18 protein-coding genes and 1 pseudogene are annotated in these 21,900 nt (G+C 37.1%); 2 read left to right on the top strand and 17 right to left on the bottom strand.

The window, feature by feature from the left end; translation table 11 throughout:
- Nucleotides 1-133 precede the first annotated feature (133 nt).
- The 16 genes from CJZ72_RS09095 to map form a co-directional block, all read right to left on the bottom strand.
- A complete protein-coding gene (locus tag CJZ72_RS09095; protein ID WP_081133868.1) occupies nucleotides 134-2,272 on the bottom strand; it encodes a glycosyltransferase family 2 protein in 2,139 nt (712 codons plus the stop codon).
- A gap of 39 nt (nucleotides 2,273-2,311) precedes the next feature.
- The gene (locus CJZ72_RS09090) at nucleotides 2,312-3,898 is read right to left on the bottom strand and encodes a class I SAM-dependent methyltransferase (RefSeq protein ID WP_081133869.1); all 1,587 of its coding nucleotides are present in this window, start codon (nucleotides 3,896-3,898) and stop codon (nucleotides 2,312-2,314) included.
- A complete protein-coding gene (locus tag CJZ72_RS09085) occupies nucleotides 3,888-5,108 on the bottom strand; it encodes an ABC transporter ATP-binding protein (RefSeq protein WP_081133870.1) in 1,221 nt (406 codons plus the stop codon). Before CJZ72_RS09085 ends, CJZ72_RS09090 begins: the two co-directional genes overlap by 11 nt.
- 11 nt (nucleotides 5,109-5,119) lie before the next feature.
- On the bottom strand, nucleotides 5,120-5,926 hold the full coding sequence (locus tag CJZ72_RS09080; RefSeq protein ID WP_081133871.1) for an ABC transporter permease: 807 nt from the start codon (nucleotides 5,924-5,926) through the stop codon (nucleotides 5,120-5,122).
- Nucleotides 5,927-6,223: 297 nt separating this feature from the next.
- The gene (locus tag CJZ72_RS09075; RefSeq protein ID WP_269768796.1) at nucleotides 6,224-7,465 is read right to left on the bottom strand and encodes an EpaQ family protein; all 1,242 of its coding nucleotides are present in this window, start codon (nucleotides 7,463-7,465) and stop codon (nucleotides 6,224-6,226) included.
- A 220-nt stretch (nucleotides 7,466-7,685) separates the two neighbouring features.
- Nucleotides 7,686-9,713 carry a DUF7657 domain-containing protein gene (locus CJZ72_RS09070; RefSeq protein WP_095443779.1) on the bottom strand — a complete coding sequence of 676 codons (2,028 nt, stop codon included), beginning with the start codon at nucleotides 9,711-9,713 and terminating at the stop codon, nucleotides 7,686-7,688.
- Nucleotides 9,714-9,769: 56 nt separating this feature from the next.
- Nucleotides 9,770-10,618 carry a dTDP-4-dehydrorhamnose reductase gene (gene rfbD / locus CJZ72_RS09065; RefSeq protein ID WP_081133873.1) on the bottom strand — a complete coding sequence of 283 codons (849 nt, stop codon included), beginning with the start codon at nucleotides 10,616-10,618 and terminating at the stop codon, nucleotides 9,770-9,772.
- Nucleotides 10,619-10,769: 151 nt separating this feature from the next.
- A complete protein-coding gene (rfbB, locus tag CJZ72_RS09060; protein ID WP_095443778.1) occupies nucleotides 10,770-11,798 on the bottom strand; it encodes a dTDP-glucose 4,6-dehydratase in 1,029 nt (342 codons plus the stop codon).
- A 24-nt stretch (nucleotides 11,799-11,822) separates the two neighbouring features.
- On the bottom strand, nucleotides 11,823-12,395 hold the full coding sequence (gene rfbC, locus CJZ72_RS09055) for a dTDP-4-dehydrorhamnose 3,5-epimerase (protein WP_095443777.1): 573 nt from the start codon (nucleotides 12,393-12,395) through the stop codon (nucleotides 11,823-11,825).
- Between the two features lie 13 nt (nucleotides 12,396-12,408).
- The gene (gene rfbA / locus CJZ72_RS09050) at nucleotides 12,409-13,275 is read right to left on the bottom strand and encodes a glucose-1-phosphate thymidylyltransferase RfbA (RefSeq protein ID WP_005880980.1); all 867 of its coding nucleotides are present in this window, start codon (nucleotides 13,273-13,275) and stop codon (nucleotides 12,409-12,411) included.
- A gap of 97 nt (nucleotides 13,276-13,372) precedes the next feature.
- A complete protein-coding gene (locus CJZ72_RS09045; RefSeq protein WP_081133875.1) occupies nucleotides 13,373-14,080 on the bottom strand; it encodes a glycosyltransferase family 2 protein in 708 nt (235 codons plus the stop codon).
- Nucleotides 14,081-14,084: 4 nt separating this feature from the next.
- Nucleotides 14,085-14,912, bottom strand: a complete 828-nt coding sequence (locus tag CJZ72_RS09040) for a glycosyltransferase (RefSeq protein WP_053108843.1) — start codon at nucleotides 14,910-14,912, stop codon at nucleotides 14,085-14,087.
- Complete coding sequence (locus CJZ72_RS09035) at nucleotides 14,912-15,712, bottom strand: glycosyltransferase family 2 protein (protein WP_081133876.1); 801 nt, start codon at nucleotides 15,710-15,712, stop codon at nucleotides 14,912-14,914. Before CJZ72_RS09035 ends, CJZ72_RS09040 begins: the two co-directional genes overlap by 1 nt.
- Nucleotides 15,713-16,843 (bottom strand): glycosyltransferase family 4 protein, encoded by a 1,131-nt coding sequence (locus CJZ72_RS09030; protein WP_053108839.1) that lies wholly within the window; start codon nucleotides 16,841-16,843, stop codon nucleotides 15,713-15,715.
- A 79-nt stretch (nucleotides 16,844-16,922) separates the two neighbouring features.
- Nucleotides 16,923-17,846, bottom strand: a complete 924-nt coding sequence (locus CJZ72_RS09025) for a YihY/virulence factor BrkB family protein (protein ID WP_005880989.1) — start codon at nucleotides 17,844-17,846, stop codon at nucleotides 16,923-16,925.
- 31 nt (nucleotides 17,847-17,877) lie between these two features.
- Nucleotides 17,878-18,642 carry a type I methionyl aminopeptidase gene (gene map, locus CJZ72_RS09020; RefSeq protein ID WP_005880991.1) on the bottom strand — a complete coding sequence of 255 codons (765 nt, stop codon included), beginning with the start codon at nucleotides 18,640-18,642 and terminating at the stop codon, nucleotides 17,878-17,880.
- A gap of 167 nt (nucleotides 18,643-18,809) precedes the next feature.
- Between map and CJZ72_RS09015 the strand changes: the two genes are divergently transcribed.
- Complete coding sequence (locus CJZ72_RS09015; protein WP_081133877.1) at nucleotides 18,810-19,250, top strand: flavodoxin; 441 nt, start codon at nucleotides 18,810-18,812, stop codon at nucleotides 19,248-19,250.
- A 121-nt stretch (nucleotides 19,251-19,371) separates the two neighbouring features.
- Here CJZ72_RS09015 and CJZ72_RS09010 read toward each other — a convergent pair.
- Nucleotides 19,372-19,940, bottom strand: a pseudogene (locus tag CJZ72_RS09010) (TetR/AcrR family transcriptional regulator).
- 256 nt (nucleotides 19,941-20,196) lie between these two features.
- On the opposite strand from CJZ72_RS09010, the gene CJZ72_RS09005 reads away from it, so the two are divergent.
- Entirely contained in the window at nucleotides 20,197-21,429 is a 1,233-nt protein-coding gene (locus CJZ72_RS09005; RefSeq protein WP_081133878.1) for an aminopeptidase, read from the top strand.
- The last annotated feature ends 471 nt before the right edge of the window (nucleotides 21,430-21,900 follow it).

Below are 21,900 nucleotides of genomic sequence, written 5' to 3'. Positions count from 1 at the left end.
AAATTGTAATGGAAATTAAAAAAAACAGCTTTTGCTTTTTTAACGACTTACAACTTGTATGCATTAATATTTGCCCACGTAAAAAGCCGTTATGTGTAATGACTTAGCAACATAACGGCTTTTTATTGATGGATTAATCAGGGCGCAGCGAAAAGTCTCCGATTCCTTCTTTTGTTAAATTATCATTGTAAAATGGATCATGCGCAATATAGATTGGCCATTTGTCTTGCATTTTTTTGATTTCACCAGCAAATCTTTTTTGCTTTTCAGGGGTATCTTCATAACCTCTAGATTTTGATTCAAAGTGATAAAGTTCTACTTGGTGTGCATAAACGTTGTATCTGCCTAGTTCATATATTTTCAAACATAGATCGACATCATTGAATGCCACTTCTAATGTTTCATCAAATCCATTGACAGCTTTAAAATCAACTGTTTTAACCATCATACAAGCAGCAGTAACTGCTAGATAATTTACATCGATGACTAACCGTCCAAAATAACCGCAGTGGGTCCGATCATAATTATTCAATGCATGTCCTGCAACGCCACCAATCCCGACTAGCACTCCTGCATGTTGAGTCGTATCATCTGGATAATATAATTTCGCTCCAACACAGCCGATACGATCGAATTGAGCATAGGAGACCATTGTCGTCATCCAATTTGGTTCAATGACTTCGGTATCATTATTTAAAAATAAGAGATACTTTCCACTTGCTTTTTCGGCAGCTAAATTGTTGATTCGAGAATAATTGAAAGGAATATCGATCAATTCTACGATAAACCGTTCATGCAATTGCTTTTTATATTCGGCGAACAGCTCTTGCATCTTAGGGTCTGTGCTTCCATTATCTGCAATAATTATCTCATAATTTGGATAACTTGTTTTTTCAATAATCGAGTCCACACATAGTTTCAAATCATCATACCCATTTTTAGTTGGGATAATGACACTGACCAACTCTTCTTGCACTACATCATAAGTGACTTCATAAAAACCTGAAATCAAACCTGGACGAACTGTCCCTTTGATTCCTCTTCTATTTAATGCATCAGTTAAGGCTTTCACGCCAGAATCATAGATATAACTTTTTGCTTCACCGCTGCTGGCTGTTGAACCTGGAATCGTTCGCCAGTGATAAAGTACTTTATCAATATGATAAATATGGTCTGCTGGGATCTGTTCTGTTACTCGTAAGACTAAATCATAATCTTGTGACCCTTCATAGCCTTTTCTGAACCCACCAAGTGACTTGACGATACTGGATCGGTAAACGCCTAAATGTGAAATGTAATTATTTCCCATCAGAGTATCTGGTGACCAATCTGCTTTGAAATGTGGATCGAAACGATTCCCCTCAGCATCGATCTTATCTTCGTCGCTGTAGATCACATCAAGTTCAGGTCGTTCATTTAAAACTTTCACTACTTCAAAAAGTGCATGGGGTGGTAATTCGTCATCATTGTCTAGCAATGCAATGAATTCACCTGTTGCGATTTCTAACGCAGAATTGGTTGCTAAACTGATATGCCCATTTTCTTTTCGAAAAACAACTTTGATCCGTGGCTCTTTTTTCTCATAAGCTTCTAAACATTTCTTGATTTTTGGATCCGTGGATGCGTCATCACTGATACACAATTCCCAGTTGTCATAAGTTTGATTCAACACAGAATCGATACACTTTTCCAACCATTTGATTTCTACATTATAAACGGGCATCGCTATTGAAATCAGCGGGCGATAATCAAATTGTTTGGACTGCTCTCGTTGACTTTTCAAATCGATATTTTCGTGGCGAGTGATCCACTCTGCATAATCGATTGAACCTGGTTTTAGTTCTAGTTTTACTCGGCGAATTGCTTTTTTTACACCATGTGTTCGGGCGTAATTGATGCCTTTTTTCAATAACCGTTTTTTCTTTTCCCAACCTGTTTCTAGTCCATCATCATAAGGGTAACGACTATTTAGTTTCACAGCGATTCCATTTTGATGTTTCTTGGTCTGGAAGTCTAAGATTGCTCTGCCTTTTAATCGTCCAGATAAGCGGATCGAAAAACCGCTTGGTGTTTTCACATCTAAGTTGTATAAATGATTGATATCGAGTCGAACGACATTTGTTACCTCTGCGATAACATTTTCTTTATCTACTTTGATATGAGGGATCTCTTTTGTAACCTCATCGACTGCCCAACCGACGATCAGCAAATCGCCCGTTGCTCGTTCACGGGTGATTTTATCAATAAATACGGCAATTTCTTTTTTTTGCACTATCTTCCGTTCTCCTTTATCTTTCTTGAATAAATGTGATCAGATTTCAACAAACCATGTTTGCCCATTCTCAGCTGTCAACTCGACCATAAATGAGCGTTGGTCTTGCTCACTTAGTATCTGTAACTCAAAACCAGCTTTCATTCCTGCTGGGAGTTGTTCTGCCTGATTGACTTCAGGACGTTCAACCTGTAACACATTAAAATAAGGAGATTGGTTTTCTGACAAATGATACGCTAACGGTTTACGATCACTATTCGAAATCCCCCATCCTATGATCGTCAATAGTTTCGTTTCAGGATTCCATGATCGACTATCGACACATAAAGAAATTTCTTTTGCTTGGATTTTCTTTGGTGTTTCTCTTAGTCGTTTCCCACGTGATTTGATTGTGAACTCTTGTTCATCCAATAATGAATAATAACGAGTAGTTGTTGTTTGCAAGTAATGATCTAATGTCGTCTTATCGCTTCTTAATTGCTGGTTTTCTTTTTCAAGCATATCGATTCTTGCTTCAAGTTGCTGTTGGTTTGCTGCTAATGGTTTGATCGTAGCTAGCAATTCTTCCATCGTTTTAGTTAGTTCACCAATGAATCGATAATGGCAATGAACCGTTATCTCTTTCCCAGCAATATTAGAAAGAAGAAACATTGGTCGTTCTTTTCCATCAAATAAGTAGCAATCACTTGGTGTACGGATGACCGCGTTTGTTTGAAGATACTCGCTTTTCTCCCCAGAAATCTCCACTTGAAATTCGATGGTACTTGGTTGTTCTTCAAACAAGAAGGAAACAGTTTCTACATCTTCTGGGATAGAAAAAGAGAGTACTTGGTTTTCACCGGTATGATTGTTGAATGGAATCGTTTGACTCGTTTCTTGACTGGCAGTTTTTTGTTTCATGTCCATTAGTCGTACATAATTTGAATTTTGCGGTTCAGAAACTTTGTTCTTTTCCACCGGATGTTTCATCAACGAGAAGAAATACTGATAAACTTCTCCGAATGGGCGCATTTTGAAATCATAACGGACCGCTTCAGGTAATTCTCCATAAGTTGATTTTAACTCTGTATCTCCTACTGCTAAATAAAGGTAATCCTCGATATTGACATATAGCCCAGCTTTTTCAAAAACTTTTTGGAAGCCATCATGCGTATAAAAAGAATTGTGTGTTTCATCTAACAAACCGTAAGAAGCCCAAGGTAGTTCATTATTGAAGAGGTGGATCATCACTGAATTATGAACGAGATTTGGAAATGTGATGAGGATCTCACCATCTTCATTTAAGAATTCTCTGACCTTTTTCAAGGTTGTTCCTGGATTGACTAAATGCTCTAAAACATCTGCAAATAAGATATAGTCAAATGTTTGACCAGCATAGTAATTCGCCCATTCAAAACTTTCGATATCACCATAGAAGCCATCTTGTGAAAACTCATTGACAAAATCAAATAACTCTTTGTCTAGTTCCACGATACTTACTTGACAATTTTTTGCGCCGATCAAATGTTTCGTCAATCGGCCATTACCTGGGCCAAATTCCAATACTTTACTTCCAGGTTTGATTTGAGCAGCAATTTTACCTACACTACTTTGCTCGTCTAAATCCATCTCAAAATCATATTTCATCGCTCTGATTACCTTCTTCCCATTTATGGTCCAAGATCACGATTCCTTCGCCGATATACGAACCATTGACAAATAGATTCATATATTTTGTTTTGTAGACTAAAGGAACAGTGGCATTTTCTTCAAAGACCGCTACATCAAAATAATACTCGCCAGCCAATAGTCCAAGTTTATTGTATTCTAGATAAAAAACATTTTTTCCTTTCTTCCAAGGGATCTTGATTCCATCAAGCAACGTGTTTAATCCACAGACATAAAAATTGTCTACTGTTCGTAACGCAATTCCCAATACTGGATTCTTGATCGTCTCATCTTTTACTTCATAAGTTACTTTGACGTAAAGTGTTTCTCCTTGTTGCAAGACATCAATTGGCTTTTTGTCTTTATCTAATAGTTCAGCGCTCAGCACATCAACAATATCTGGCGCAGCAAAACGTTCCACCTGGTTTTTATTCCGATCGACTGTCTTGACTGATTTTTTCTTCAAGAAATTCTCATAATTCGTAGTAACGTCCATTGTGTCACCGTATTCTACGATTTCGCCATTCTTCAACCAATACGAACGATCACAGAACCGGCGGATTGAACTGATATCATGAGAAACGAATAAAATTGTCTTGCCTGAATTTTTGATTTCAGTAAATTTTTCCATACACTTCAATTGGAACTCCAAGTCACCGACAGCTAATGCTTCATCTACAATCAAAATATCTGGATTGACATTGATAGCAACCGCAAAAGCTAAACGTACGAACATCCCACTTGAGTATGTTTTTACTGGCTGATAAATATGGTCACCGATATCTGCAAATTCAATGATATCATCCACCATCCCATCGATCTCATCACGAGAAAAGCCTAAGACCATTCCATTTAAATAGATATTTTCATAGCCAGAATACTCTGGATTGAATCCTGAACCTAATTCTAGCAAAGCAGAGATTTTCCCTTCAATCTCCATCGTGCCTGAAGTCGGAGTCAATACCCCAGTGATGATTTTAAGCATCGTTGATTTTCCTGATCCATTTTCTCCAACAAATCCGATCATCTCACCTTTTTTTATTTCAACATTGATATTTTTCAATGCATAAAAAACATCATGATAAGATTTTTTAAAGGGATTTAACGCTTCACGAAAACGATCCGAAGGCTTTGCATACATATTATAAGATTTTGTAATGTTGTTTAGTTTGATCGCATACTCTGTCATGTCTATACTCCTTACAGCACATCTGAAAAATGTGGTTTCAATCTACGGAACACTGCTGATCCGATTATAAAAATAGCTAACGTGAAGACCCAGAAATACAATGTGTACATCCCATGTTCCCAGAACCAGGCTTGACTTAAGAAAGATTCACGATAGCCTTGGACAACGTAATACAGTGGGTTCAATTTAAGAACCTTGATGATCATTGGATTAAATTGTGCTGGACTCCAAAGAATCGGCAATGTCCACATGATCAACTGTAGTAAAATAGTGATCAGCTGCATTAGATCGGGTAAAAAAGGTTGGATCGATGCAGTCAGCCAAGTTAATCCTGTTAAAAAAGCACACATACAGAACAAATAATAGATTATTTGCAGTGTCATCACAGTAGGAAAGATCCCATAAATTGCCGCAACCAATAACCCAATCAACATGAAGAAAAGATGAGTATAAAGGTTTGCTAAAATTTTTGTGGTTGGCAAAATACGGATATTGAACACTACTTTTTTCACTAAATACGTATACTCCCTAAAAACAAGTGTTGTCGAAGTAAATGCATCAGAGAAAAAGAACCAAGGGACCATCCCAGTGATCAAGTAAACGATAAAGGGATATTTACCATCAGTCATCGCTGCTTTTAAGCCAAAGCCGAAAACTAACCAGTAGATCAAGACAGTAAATACCGGGTTGATAAATGCCCATAAAATCCCTAAAAAAGAGCCCGCATAGCGTGACTTGAAATCATTTACTGAAAATTGAAGCAATAACTTTCTGTTCTGATAGATATCTTTCATAAATAAAAACAGATCTTTAAACATTTGTGTTCCTCCAAGCAATTTCTGTTAATTACAGTCATGTGCCATTCTACCACATTTTTATTGACGGACTGCGATATTCTTTATTTCTTAATTTTCTATTAAGTAAACTTAACTCTAACGTTCTTATTTTACAAAAGATAGTCAGTAATTGCAATGCAGCCCTTACCTAGACAATAATCAAAATACACTTCTCTCATAAAAACGCCGCCAAGCACTAAAATTTGGTTTACAAATTTTAGTGCTTGGCGGCTAATTCTTGATTGAATTACAGAGATAAAAACACTGAGAGGCGATATCTTAATGCGTCGTGCCATAGTGACGGGCGACTCGTGATGTCCCAGATTCTATCGTTTCTACTGGCATGGAGTTCAATTCAGGGTGTTGTTTCGGTAAATCATAACGATGAGAGGTCATCGCTAACAGTAAATAGACAATTGGAAGCCAAGCAAATGATGTGAGTGTGTCTTCCATAAATGACTGCATCAATACCGCAAAAAAAGCCCACAGGAAAGTAACTTGTCCATTTGATAAGTCACCACTTAATGTTAGTCTTCCAACATAGATGAGGAGCAGAATCGCTGCGATTACTACACCTACTAACCCATAGAGGTTTAGGAATGAATTATAGCTGTTATGGTTACCCAAATATTGCGTTCCTCGTTGAAAAATAAATGGTTTCATTCCAAGCCAAACCTGTTGGCTTTTTTCTGCGATCGTGTCGTAAAATTTCAACCAGATTTCTTCTCTACCCGTGAAAATATTGACTTTTTCTGAAATAGCAGCTAAAAAGGAAAGTGGTAACGCCAACACAGCAACGGCAAAGTATCCTAGGAATGGAGCTCTGATCGTTTTAAAGAATTGCTTTGGCCAGATATCTAATAAAACAAATACGATCATGGCAATCAATGCCCCTCTCGATTGACAGACCCAGATCCCTAAAATACCCGCAACTAGCGCAGGTACCCCTAGTAAGCGTACATACCATCGTTCAAATGAACTAGCAAAGCTGCTGATCAATAAGGAAAGCATCATAAGCGAACTGCCAATGGTATTGGTATTGATCCAAATATCTGAAAGTCCATTATTTGGCGTCCAGATACTTTGTCCTTCCGGAACCTTTATTTCAGTGAATACGCGATAAACGGTAATGCCTAAAAAGATAGAAAAAACTAGCATATAAAGTGCTCGATCCCATTTATCAAATTCGATCCATTTTACAATCAGTACTAATGCCACAATAAGAGGGATCAATAGGTCAATATACATTGAACTATCTCTAACTTCGCGAAAATGAGCATAAAAGAAATACACTATTATCGCAATTGTGAGATAGAAAAAGTCAAAACCTCTTATTTTATAGAGATTCAATGCAAATAAAATAAAGATACCGTATGTCACTAATAATGAACTATTGTTATACAAAAAGGTAGCCGAAGGAACGCTTAGGCCTACTGTCCAAATAAAAAAAATAGCTGATACAAGTAACAATAACAGTACTGCACTCATTTTATTAATCAATTTTTCTACTATCGTTTGAATTTTCTTCCCCTCCTTCTATTCTATTTGATTATACTGTTTTTGAAAAATAAACAAAAGTTTTATTTTAACAATCAATCAAATAGCAAGAAAATTCCAAGAAAAAAGACGGATCATCTAAAAATAGTTCATCCTATTTCTACAAAATGATCCATCTTATTACGGAAAATCAGCTTTTTACTCATCAATTTAGGATAAGTAAAAAGCTGTATTTTTCCTATCCTTACCAATTGACTATGTTATTAGTAGTGGTGTTAGTGCTATTGCCTAAATCATTTTCAGGATAAGTCACCTTAAAAATCATATATCCGTCGGTATCTGGGCCATAAAGTTGAGTAAATTGCGCCTCACCAAGCAAATTATAATCTGTTAGTGGACGCTTACTTACCACATAGTGGATGCCTAGCTTTTCTGCATCTTTGAAATTCAACGTTACAGAAAACATATCTGGACGGTCTAGTATATAAGAAGTATCCTCCTTCGCAATAAACGCTCGCGTATGGGCATAACGATTGTAGTATTTCTCGTACTCTTTATCTGGATCAATTTTTTTCCAAGCATCCATATCTGGATAAAAGCGAACCGTATTAAATGATTTTACACCTAACGTTGGCGTAAAATTATAGAGTTCATCTTCTGATAGCCATATTTTTCCAGGATCTTGCTGAGCGATTTGCTGGATCTCTTTTGCCAATGTTTTTTCAAAAATAGCTCCTGTTCCTTCTACGACCGGATTGACGAAACATCCAGAAGCTACGATCAATGCTGCAAAGGAGAAGTAGAACAAACGAGCATTATGGAATAAGACAAATGCCAACATCAGTGTACCCAACACAACAATTATAGTTATCTCCAAAACGGAAAAATAATCCGCCATTTTTGAATTCATTAATGCATACGTATAAATACCTGCATTTACAATTAATAGGATAAATTTATACCATGTTGGAATAACATCTTCTTGCCAAATATACGCAATAAACCAAATCGTCAGTAGACAAGCCGCAAAACTAAATGTTAAATAGGCTCTAGCCGTTGGTACGTAAGACAATAAAGTGATTTCAGCGATTTCCTTGGGTAATCCCACAGTGATCCAAAAAATCGCAAACAAACAAAATAACATCAAAACTCGACCAAACAATTTTTGTTCACTATTTTTTTTGCCAAATAACACAAATGGACTAGCCAAAAAAACGGTCGAGAAAAAGTGATAAAAGAGTGCCACTTCTGAATTATTAGAAAAAGTGATATCTTTAAAAGGAATCTTCCAGTTTGTCAGAAAATAGAAAAATTTACCGATTGTCCAATTCCCACCTGTACTGACACGTTTTCCAGGATACAATGTATTTAACGAAGCCATCAAGGCATCTTTTGAAGTGAGCCAAAAATGGACCATGATCACGCCAATGAAAAGAACAGCTCCGATAATCAAAACAGCATCGAACCAATCCCAAGTAATCTTTCTCCCGTAGTAGATCAGCAGTCCAACAAAATAAAAGACAAGCAAATATGCGAGCATCACTTGATGCGCTGGATAAATGACTAAGATAAACCCGAGTCCAAAAATCACAACCAACAACATCATCAATGCCCTGAGCCACTTCTTCTCATGTTGGTAAAAATAATGGTAAAAAGCGACCATCAGACCTAACGTGAAGAATATCAGATCACCTACATGCTGCATGAACCACCATTGAACAGCTGGTGAAAAGGTCAGTGCAAAAGAACCAATCAGCGATAACGCTTTTTTCTTTCGGGTTAAAATCATCAGAACCTCAAAGCCTAATAACACCATGACAACCAGTTTCATCGCCCAATAAAAGGATAGCCCACGATCTCTTCCAAGGAAAAAGAAGCCCCAGTTAAAAGGTTTGCCAATCACTGTGATATCTTTTACTGGCGAATTATAAGCAATAACCATATTTTGACCATTTAGTGAATAATCATCATTTACTAAGGGATAATCATTTTCAGCTTGTGAAAGATAAAATGGCGTTTGGACTAACCATTCATCTGACCGTACCTCTCGATTTTGGCCAAAAATCACATCTGTCTTCTTATCATCTTCTCGTTGTGAAACATATTTATCCCATGTACCTAGAGAACTACCATTTAAATTGAACATAACAATGACCACGATGACTAAAAGACCAATCAAATATCGAAGCTTTAGAAATACATCAAGAAAAGAAAAACCTGACTGTTCCTTTCTTTTCGATGTCTGTCGTGCACTTCTTGTTTGTTTTTCCATATCATTCTCCAATTTCTTGTTTCTTTTCTTTTAATAATGAGGAAAAACATTCATATCTATTGATTATTTTTGGCTGCCACTAGCATTTTTTCCAATGCTTCTTGCCAAGTAGGGATAACAAAACCTAATGCTTCTGCTTTTTTCAAACTCATGACAGAATATTGGGGGCGAACAGCTTTTTGTGGATATTCTTCTGAAGTGACTGGTGCCACTTCAACATTTGTTTCTTTTAAGATTTCTTTGGCGAATTCATACCATGAACAGCTATCTTCATTCGACAAATGATAAATACCGTAAGGCGCTTGTTGTTCAATCACGTAGATCATGAATTCTGCAAGTGTTCTTGTCCATGTTGGTCGACCAAATTGATCATTGACGACCGTCAAGCGATCATGGGTTTCTGCCAAACGTTGCATCGTGAAGACAAAGTTATGTCCATAAATACCGAATACCCAAGAAGTACGGATAATGTAGTAATCATCTAAAATATCTTGGACAGCTTGTTCTCCCAATAATTTTGTGCGGCCATATTCATTCAAAGGATTCGTTGCATCATCAACTTCATATTCTTTGTCTTTATTTTTGCCATCAAAGACATAGTCCGTGCTGACATACACTAATTTTGCCCCTGATGCTTTAGCTGCAAGGGCCACATTTTTTGTTCCATCCACATTGATTTTTTCATCTAATTCTTTGCCTTCTTCTTCGGCTTTATCTACCGCAGTATATGCTGCACAATGGAAAATGATTTCTGGTTTCAATTCAGTGATGTAAGCCATTGTTTTTTCAGCATCTGTAATGTCTAATTCTTTCGCATCTGTCGATACATAAGATAGTCCTTTTTCATCTAATAAGTGGCGCAACTCTGTTCCAAGTTGTCCATTTCCTCCTGTTAATAAAATCATTGTTGTTCTCTCCTCTTTTTTCGTTTTAAAAAAGGGTCTGTAACAATTGTCACAGCTCCCCTTTTATAATTTGTGATACATAAGTAAATCAACATATTTTCACGTTACCAATCGCATCTTCTCAGATATCGACAAGCTACGTATAGTGGATCTACTGTCCGTTTTTAGCATAAGCTGCTTCAACAGCTTCTTTTTCTTTTTTCCACCAGTCTTGATGGTCTTCATACCATTTGATAGTGTCGGCTAAACCGTCACGGAAATTAGTGAATTCTGGTTTCCAACCAAGTTCTTCACGTAATTTTGTTGAATCAATCGCATAGCGAAGGTCATGACCTGCACGATCATTAACGTGATCATAGGCATCTTTAGGTTGTCCCATCAATTCTAAAATCAATTCCATCACTGTTTTATTGTCTTCTTCACCATCTGCACCGATCAGATACGTTTCACCGATCTTTCCTTTAGTCAAAATCAACCACACAGCAGAAGAGTGATCATTTGTATGGATCCAGTCACGAACGTTTTTACCTTCACCATATAATTTTGGACGAATACCACTTAAAATATTGGTGATTTGTCGTGGAATAAATTTCTCAATATGTTGATATGGGCCATAATTATTTGAGCAATTTGAGATCGTAGCTTGTAAACCGAATGAACGCACCCATGCTTTTACTAATAAATCTGAGCCAGCTTTAGTCGAAGAATATGGGCTCGATGGGTTATAAGGTGTTTCAGCAGTGAACTTTTCACCTACTCCTTCTCCATGTCCAGGCAAGTCTTCACGTAGTGGAAGATCTCCATAGACTTCGTCTGTTGAGACATGATGGTAACGAACATTATATTTACGGCAAGCTTCAAGTAATGTATAAGTGCCAATGATGTTCGTTTGAACAAATGGAAATGGATCTTTTAAAGAATTATCATTATGCGATTCTGCCGCATAGTGTACTACAGCATCTGCATTTTTTACTAAAGAATCAATGATTGTCGCATCAGCAATATCTCCTACGACTAATTCTACACGATCGCTAGGAAGCCCCGCCAGATTCTCTTTGTTTCCAGCATATGTCAACTTGTCTAAGACGGTTACATGGACTTCTGGATGATTATTTACCACATAGTGGACAAAGTTGGAACCGATAAAGCCGGCACCACCAGTAACAATGATATTTTTCATATGAATCTCACTCCTCGTCAACTGTTAGATTTCACCATAAACAAATGGATTTTCTGCTTCAAATTCTTTTAAAGTCGGATGGTTGTGGTCTTTTTCAGACATGGTTGCCTTTGAAAGATCGATTGGCCATTCAATTGCTAGATCCGGATCATCAAACGCGATGCCGCCATCTGCTTCAGCATTATAGTAGTTGTCACATTTATAAAGAAAGTTTACATTTGGTGTAAGTGTGACAAAGCCATGGGCGTATCCTTTTGGTACTAACAACTGACGATGATTGTGTTCAGACAAGATGAACCCATCCCATTGACCATAGGTAGGACTTCCTTTTCTGATATCCACGACTACATCTAAAACAGCCCCTGATGTTACTCGGATCAGTTTTGTTTGCGCTGCTTCTCCTTTTTGGAAATGAAGGCCACGAAGAACGCCAGCTTCAGCTGACAGCGAATGATTGTCTTGGACGAAATCGAAGTCTAAGCCATATTCAGCAAATTTTGCTTTTGAATAACTTTCTGTAAAAAAACCACGATGATCGCCAAAAACATCCATTTCGATGATTTTAACATCTGTTAATTTTGTATTGGTTACTTTCATTACTAAAGACTCCCTATTCAGAGGCCAATTTTAAAAGATATTGACCATATTGATTTTTTTTCAGTGGTTGAGCTAGCGTAGCTAGTTGTTCTTTATTGATATAGCCCATGCGGTAAGCTATTTCTTCTAAGCAAGCGACCTTTAGATTTTGTCGTTTTTCGATTGTTTCGATAAAGGTAGATGCTTCTAGCAATGACTCATGGGTACCAGTATCAAGCCATGCATAGCCGCGTCCCATCAATTCTACAGAGAGATTGCCTTTTTCTAAATAAGCTTTGTTCACATCAGTGATTTCTAGTTCCCCGCGTTCTGAAGGCTTGATATTTTTAGCAATCTCTATGACTTCATTGTCGTAGAAATACAGACCTGTTACTGCATAATTTGATTTCGGTTTTTCCGGTTTTTCTTCGATTGATAAAGCATGCATATTTTCATCAAATTCAACGACACCAAAACGTTCTGGATCATTTACATGATAACCGAAAACTGTTGCGCCACTTTCTTTCGCTGCAGCCCGTTGCAACATTTTGGATAATCCGCCGCCGTAATAGATATTATCGCCTAAGACAAGACACACACTATCATCACCGATAAATTCTTCTCCAATGATGAACGCCTGTGCTAAACCATCTGGACTTTCTTGTACTGCATATTCGATCTGAAGGCCTAATTCACTACCATTACCAAATAGATCCTTGAATCGTGGTGTATCTTGAGGTGTCGAAATGATCAAAATTTCTTTGATACCTGCCAACATCAAAGTTGACATTGGATAATAAATCATTGGTTTATCATAGATTGGCATCAACTGTTTCGAAGTTGCTTTAGTCAAAGGATACAAGCGAGTCCCGCTTCCTCCTGCAAGAATGATTCCCTTCATGAATATAAGTTCTCCTTTTATTTGGAATTTTACTTTGTTATTATCTCATCAAACTATCTATTTGTCATGAAATTCTTGACAATTTATACATCTTTTATCAACGTCTCAACCATTTTCTTTTGGCAAGAGCCTTTAGCAAATGGAGCCGCCAAAAAATTTTCTGACGAATCTTTGAATGGGTATTGATTTCACTTACATTGAAATCATGCCTGCGATAAAGTGTCAACGGTTGTCGAATAAAGCCGACATGTTTTCCACCTAATAAACCGATCCACATATCATGCATCGGAACATCGATTGGAATAGGCAAAATGTCTTTTTTCAAAGAAGAACGAAATGCCATTCCCGCCCCGATATAGTGACTGCGGATCAAATTATTCAACCATCCCTCTTTTGACTGACGATACTCAAAATAAGAAGAGTGACGTTCATTCAATTCACTATCAACAATCACAAGATCAGAAACTACTACTAATTGTTCTGGATGTGTTTCAAAATACGCTGCTATTTTGTCGACTTTTCCTTCTAGCCACACATCATCCTGATCTGCTAAAAAGATGATATCACCTTTCGTCTGTTCAATGGCATGACCAAAATTAGCAATAAGCCCTTTTTTTGGTCCTTCAAAAATTTTGATCCGTGCATCTTTTTCAGCATATTCCGCTAGAATCGCTAATGTACCATCTGTGGAACCGTCATCAGAAACAACCAACTCATCATTGGTTGACAGCTGTTTTAAAATACTGTCTAGTTGTTCTTTTAAATATTTTTCACCATTAAAAGTAGCCATACAAACTGAATGCACAAACTCACACCTTCCAATTTTCAGCAAAGGATTGTAAGGTCAATCGCCAGATTTTTCTGTTTTTGACTGTCAAAAACTGCTTTGCTGTACGCAGTAATAATTGTTTTCGATGTTTTTTTAGTAATCCTTGATCATAATTTTGGTAAAATAGAGTTTCCGCCTGTAAAATAGAGCGGTATCGATTCACGTTCACCTTCGTATAATCAAGCACGGAAAGATCATGTTCGATTTTCTGAGGTAAAACAGCTACTTTTTTCTTTCGCTGGTGTATTTTCCAAAATAACCAATGATCCAAAAAATCGAGAGGAAATTCAACATTGAATCCTCCGATTTCTTTTAAAAAATCAATGGAAAAAGCGGCGCCAGAATTAATCGCCATCAATCGGTCGCTAACGAGTTGTGGTTTATCCACCATTTGGACTTGGCGATTCACATACTGATCTGCATAGACCGGTGAAATTTGACGTCCATGATCATAAACCATGGGAACAGCAGCTACTTGATCCTCTACCCAAATAATCTGCAATAACTCATCAAAGTACGACTCGCTTAATCGACTATCTTGATCCAATAGAACAAAAGAAGAATGCTCTTTTTTAGCATGCGCTAACGCATAATTATAAGCTTTTGCGAGCCCTGGATTTTCCCCATCATGATAATACAAAACATTATCTGTCTCAAAAAGCGGGTCTGTTTGTGGTTCACGACTATTGTCATACACTACGAGTTGAATCTTTTTTTTAAAGACAGCTTTGGAAAAAAGATCATATGAAGGCATGTGGGACAAACTTTGTTGATAAAGAACAACCACAACTAATAATTGATTTTCCATCAAAAAAAAGTCCACCCCCACTTATTGAAAAATTTCCCCATCGAAGTCAAGAATACGCGGAAAAGTTTAAAATTCCGATGGGCGCCTTTACCATATAAATGGATGATCGAATACTTTGGTGTATAAAGAAGTTTATATCCTGCCTTTTCGGCTTTTAAACAGAGATCATTATCTTCAAAGTACATAAAGTAACGCTCATCAAAACCATTGATTTCTTTGAATTTTTTGACATCTATCACCATAAAACTCCCAGAGATCATACGAACATAGCTATTCGAGTCCTCAGGCAATTCCCGACATTCAAACGTTGCAAGTCGTTTGTCAAACATCTGTTTGACAAAGTGGAAAGGAATAAAACGTAAGATATAATCAAACACAGCCAATCGCTGACGAATCAAATACTGTGTCGTACCATCTTCGTTCAATATTTTAGGTGCGAGCATCGCACATTCTGGATGCTCTTTTAAAAGTTGAACTAATTCCACGATTGTTTGTTCTTCAACTAAAACATCTGGATTAAAAATGACTGCATAAGGAGATTGGCTTGATAACAAGTTATGATTGTGACCATACCCAAATCCTTTATTTTCTGCATTGAAATAAATTTTGATATACGGATATTGCAGATACTCTTTTAATTTTTCTTGGTAGTCTGGCATAGAGCAGTTATCAAATATCAGAATTTCGATGTTTGGCTGATCCTCAAGACTTGCAATAAGCGTATCTAGGGTTTGAAAGATTTTTTGGCTATTTGCCGTCACAATACTGATTAAAATTGGCTGTTCGATTCTTTTTTCCATTTAGCGTCTATTCCATTTCTTCTTGTATTTCTGTATCACTTGTGTCCGATAGTCTTTATTACCCAAAAAGCGCAAGGTCTTAAGAATATACTGATGCTTCTCATTGATCAGACCAATCAATTCGAATAATAGAATCGCTGCAAAAAGCATAGAAATGATCAAAACGATTGTTCCTAGTTCTCCAGTGTAATTCATGATCATCGCTGTGAAGGAAAACATCAGTGCTATCGCATAAATCGTTAAAACCGCTCCTTTATGAGTAAAGCCTAAGCTCATCAAGCGATGATGTAAATGTTTTTTGTCCGCAGTAGAAAATGACACACGATTGGCTTTTCTTCTCACGATAGCAAAAAATGTATCCGTGACGGGTACTCCCATGACGATAAGTAACGAAATAGAAGAAACAAACGTCACATTCTTTAATCCTTGTAAAGAAAGAACTGCCATCATGAAGCCTAAGAAAAGTGCCCCTGTATCTCCAAGATAAATCTTTGCAGGATAAAAATTATACGGCAGAAAACCAATGATACTTGCTACCAAACAAAAGATGACAATAGGTATATAAACCGTAGAAGCATGTAAAAAAAAGTACCCAATAATACCGATCGTGATCAATCCGATCAATGATATCCCAGCTGCTAATCCATCTAGCCCATCAATCAGATTCACTGCATTTGTAATACCAAAAATCCAGAATATGGTCACTGGAAAACTCAGCCAACCTAATTCGATATAACCGAAAAACGGTAGCGTAAACGAATCGATATGGATGTCTGCAACAAAATAGATAATCAAGGATGCCAATAATATCCCGACGCTTTTTTGTTTCGGTGTCAACTCAAATTTATCATCCAACACACCTGTTATGATAATGACTGAAGCAGCGAATAAAATAGGAAGGATATAAAATTTGGGAATAATATCACGAAAAAAGAATAGCGTCGATGCCACAAATGAAAGAAAAATAGGTAAGCCTCCAGCAGAAGGCATTGGAACTTTATTGATGCGTCGTTCATTTGGTTTATCGACCATTCCTGTTTGTACTGAAATGATTTTAAATATAGGAGTTAATATTAAAGATAATAATATCGTTGAGAAAAATCTTATGACCATACTAAATGAAACAAGCATATCGGCACCTACTTTAATCTAAGAGTTCAAAAGTATTATAAAAACACTTCTATGCATTTGACAAGAAGAACTCTCATATCTAATTTTTTTTATGAGAAAATTTATTTTTCAAACGAGTGATCCATTTATTAGTAGGATCTCGTCGTTTTTTTACTTCTTTACCTGTTATGTATTCCTGCACAACAGCATTGATGATCCCGCCAAGTATGATGATGGTTGCTGCAAAATTCAACCACAACATCAGCACGATAAAACTTCCGATGATTTGATAGCCGCTGACTCGTGTTGCGAAATACTTTGCATAAATACCAAATACTTGTGAGAGCAACATCCAACCGACTGTTGCAAAAATCGTTCCTGGAATCACTGCCTTTAGCTTTAGTTGCGCATTGGGAACGATCAAATAAATCAAAAACATAATAACGAATAAAGCAACCAACGTAATTGGCCATTTCAATGTTTGGAATTGATCAATGAAGTTCACAGAAAATTTAAAAATAGGTTGGATTGCTTCTAAAATCAACTGTCCAAGACCTAAAACGATCGTCACTCCACTGATTGCAAACATAAACAAAAGGATCACTACAAGTGAAAAAAAACGGACGATCAAAAAGTTTTTTCTGTTTTCCACACCATACGCTTTGTTCATGGCAATTTGCAGTGCATTGATACTCTGACTCGCAGACCACAAAGCTGCCAGAGCAGACACTGACAAAAGTCCGCCCGAGCTTTGAGTTAGCAGGTTTTTAACTGCCGGACCGATAAACTGATAGATCGTCTCTGGAATCACTTCTCGTACATATGTCAAGACTGTTTCTTGGTCGATATGGAGAAATGGCAAGATGTTCCCGAATGCAATAATCAGGGGGAACAATGATAGGAGTAAGTAATATGCTACAACAACAGACGTAGTTCCCATCTCTGAATCAGTGATACGTTTTTGTGTTGTTTCAATAAACCGCATCAAGTTTTCATTCTGTTTGATTCTTGCCAAAAGTTTCATAAAATTCTCCCATATCTATTCATTTAGTTGATCAATAGGTACCTTCTTCACCTTGAGATGTCAAAATTCTTGGACCATCTTTTGTGATTGCTAAGGTATGTTCATATTGGCAAGACAGACCACCATCTCTTGTATACGCTGTCCAGCCATTAGGATCCATTTTCATTCTCCATGTCCCAGTATTTACCATTGGTTCGATCGTGATGACCATTCCTTCTTTCAAGCGTAACCCTTTGCCGGCTTCACCGTAATGAGGGACTGGTGGCTCTTCGTGGATCGTAGGACCGACACCATGACCAATAAAATCTCGGACCACAGCTAAGTTTTCCCCTTCTACATATGTCTGGATAGCATGCCCGATGTCACCGATACGGTTGCCTACTTGTGCTTGTTCGATCCCTAAATAAAGTGCTTTTTTCGTTACTTCCATCAAACGATCGATTTCAGGTGTAGATTCGCCAACAACGTAAGACCAACATGAATCGGAAATTCCACCCTTTAAGTCGATACACATATCGACTTTTACTAGATCTCCGCTTTTTAGCGGTTTTTTACGTGGAAAACCATGACAAATCTCATCATTGATACTGATACATGTTGCATATTCGTATCCTTCAAAACCGATTTGTGCAGCAATTCCTCCATGGCTTTCGATATAATTACGAACAAATACTTCGATATCCCAACTTGTTATCCCTGGTTTGATAAAATCTCGCAGATTTTTATGTACATCCGCTAGTAAGGCACCAGACTCTGCCATCGTTTCAATTTCTCGTGCTGATTTTAATGTAATCATACTTTCGTCTCCTTTTTACAAATCCTTTTCATTTTACCATAGTAGCTTGAATTTCGCCAAATCAGATTCTCTCAAATCACTAAGTTCTGTTTTCTTTTACTCGATGTTTTGGTATACTTTATAAAAATGAACACTTCATTTCATTTATTAATCAGGAGGCACAACCCATGGCTTTAGCAAAAATTGTATATGCAAGTATGACTGGAAATACAGAAGAAATTGCGGATATCGTAGCAGAAGCTTTTGAAAATTTAGATATCGAAGTTGAGATCAACGAGTGTACCCAAGTGGATGCAGATGAGTTTGAAGATGCAGATATTTGTGTCGTCGCCACTTATACATACGATGACGGTGATTTACCAGATGAGATTGTTGATCTATATGAAGACTTACAAGAATTAGACTTATCCGGAAAAATCTATGGTGTGTGCGGCTCAGGTGATACCTTTTACGATGAATTTTGTAAATCGGTAGACGACTTTGATGCAGCATTCGCCAAAACTAGTGCTGTCAAAGGTGCAGAGAATGTCAAAGTCGATCTGAACGCTGAAGAAGAAGACATCGAGAATCTTGAAGCTTTCGCAAAAGCACTTGCAGCAAAAATATAAAAAGAACGCATCCTGTCGGAGAGAAGTGACAGGATGCGCTCTTTTTATCATTAGAAGCATTTAATTTCGGAAATCAACGGGTACGCTTGGCAGAGATTTTCAACGGCACAATGAATGGTTATCAATCCACTTCGATCGGTTCTTTCAAATTCAAAATAGCATCAATATTGTCTTGGATGATTTTTTCAATCTGGTGATCTGTGGGGTGGATGATGTTTGAGGACATCAAGACAGCAATACCTGTACAATAATCCAAGTACCATTATGCAAGGATTCGATTTGTTCATCTGACAAGTACGCATATTGGGGGTCGTCCTTGACCATTTGTACAAAATAATTATAAGAGAAAGCCTGCATCTCCTTTCCCCCACCATATTCTTCTAAGTACAATGAACTATATAGTTTTTTCTCGCGATTAGCGAAATGGATATAGTTATAAGCTAAATCAATAATCGTATTCCCAGTATGTACTACAGGAAACACTTCATATTTTAAGTAATCATAGATTTGTACAAACAGTGCCCGTTTTAAGTCATCCATGTTTTTAAATTCAAGATAAATCGGTTGGGTGGAACAATTCATCTTATTTGCAATATTTCTAGCAGTAAATCTTGAAAAACCTTCTGTGGTAGCCACTTCATATGCAGCTGACAAAATCTGCTCCTTTGTAATCGTCTTTTTTCTTGCCATAATTTTTTAATCTCCTTGAAATTATTTATAACGCTTCCACCATTGATTGATTTTATTGTAACATGTTTTTTTTACTATACACAACTTGTTTTTGAATATTTATAAAAATACTCAAATCAAAGCAATTATCAAGAAAAAGAGCACTATTTTTTTATCCAATAAATTAACATTTACATGTTTATGCAAATTGTATATACTTTTATTAAGTGTTATCATACAAATAGTTATCCGATAAATAATGAGGAGGAAAAAAACTATGTTAGCAAATTTTAATGAAAATCTTGAAAAATACGCACGTTTGATCGTTGAAACTGGTGTCAGCGTAAAAAAGGATCATACCGTTGTCCTACAAATCAACGTTGATCAGGCTCCTCTAGCACGTTTGATTACAAAAGAAGCTTATCAATCAGGTGCAGCTGAAGTCATCGTTCAATGGACAGACGATGTCATCCAAAAAGAATTTCTTTCTCATGCAGCAAATGATCGTCTCGAACAAATCCCTCAATATAAAATTGATCAAACAGACGATTGGGTAGCTAAAGGTGCAAGTCGAATCAGTGTCGTTTCATCCGATCCTGAAGCATTTGCCGGAATCGATAGCGATCGTGTAGCCACATTTCAAGCTGTCTCTGGCAAAGCCTTGATGAATCTTCGAAAAGCGACACAAGCAAATAAAGTAAGTTGGACAGTTGTTGCAGCAGCAGGCAAACAATGGGCTGCAAAAGTCTTCCCTGATCTACCTGAGGAAGAACAGGTCGATGCTTTATGGAATCAGATCTTTAAAACTACTCGTGTGTATGAAGAAGATCCAATATTAGCTTGGGAAAAGCATGATGAAACATTGGCGCAAAAAGCTGCAGAGCTAAATAAAGAACAGTTTTCTGCTTTACACTATACTGCCCCAGGTACAGACATCATTATAGGGTTGCCAAAAAATCATCTTTGGGAAGGCGCTGGAAGCTATAACGCCCGTGGCGAAAAATTCATGGCAAATATGCCAACGGAAGAAGTCTTTACTGCCCCAGATTATCGACGGATCAATGGGTATATTTCTAGTACTAAACCACTAAGTTATGCTGGGACTACTATTTCTGGAATGACATTCACATTTAAAGATGGAAAAGTCATCGATTTTTCTGCAGAACAAGGTCAAGACGTATTAGCAAAATTATTGGATACAGATGAAGGTGCCCGTTCGTTAGGAGAAGTAGCGCTTGTACCTGATCCCTCTCCTATTTCTCAATCAGGTATCATCTTCTATAACACATTATTTGATGAAAATGCATCCAATCATTTAGCACTCGGCGCCGCTTACGCATTCAGTGTAGAGGGCGGAACAGAAATGACCGATGAGGAACTAGCAGAAGCAGGTTTGAATCGAAGTCAAACTCATGTGGATTTCATGGTAGGATCCGATAAAATGAATATTGACGGCATTCGTGAAGACGGCTCAACAGTTCCTGTTTTCCGCAATGGTAATTGGGCATGATCAGTTAGCACCCCCTTCTTCATTAAAGAATGAAATCAGAATTTTTTACTGATTAATTATCCTAAAAACTAGCAACTATCACTGACTAGGAGAAATTTTCTTGGTTAGTGGTGATTGCTAGTTTATTTTTTTCTGACTATCTGCACATCTTATCCATATCCATGAGAAAATTCCATTTGAATGACATTGATGCTAGCAATACTTGAAAGACAGCCTAAGACCTACTGAGGTACGAATACATTCTTTGATGTGTTGATTTTTCTACAATTGAAAGTGCTCGAAAAATCATAAAAACGACTTTATCAAAAATGAGAAAAAAGCGATTTGTCACCTTCTCTAAAAAAAGGTAGAATGACTTATTACTATCTTAAGCGCAACAAGTTTTTTCATGGGACCAAAAAAATCCGTACTCGAACTGGCATACGGCACACTGTTCTTGTTAGACAGATTCTTTACAAAAAAATCCAACCT

The sequence above is a fragment of the Enterococcus durans genome, from assembly GCF_002277935.1.
Classification (GTDB): Bacteria; Bacillota; Bacilli; order Lactobacillales; family Enterococcaceae; genus Enterococcus_B; species Enterococcus_B durans.
The sequence above is the reverse complement of the archived record's forward strand: the minus strand, read 5'-3'. Positions and strand labels throughout refer to the sequence as shown.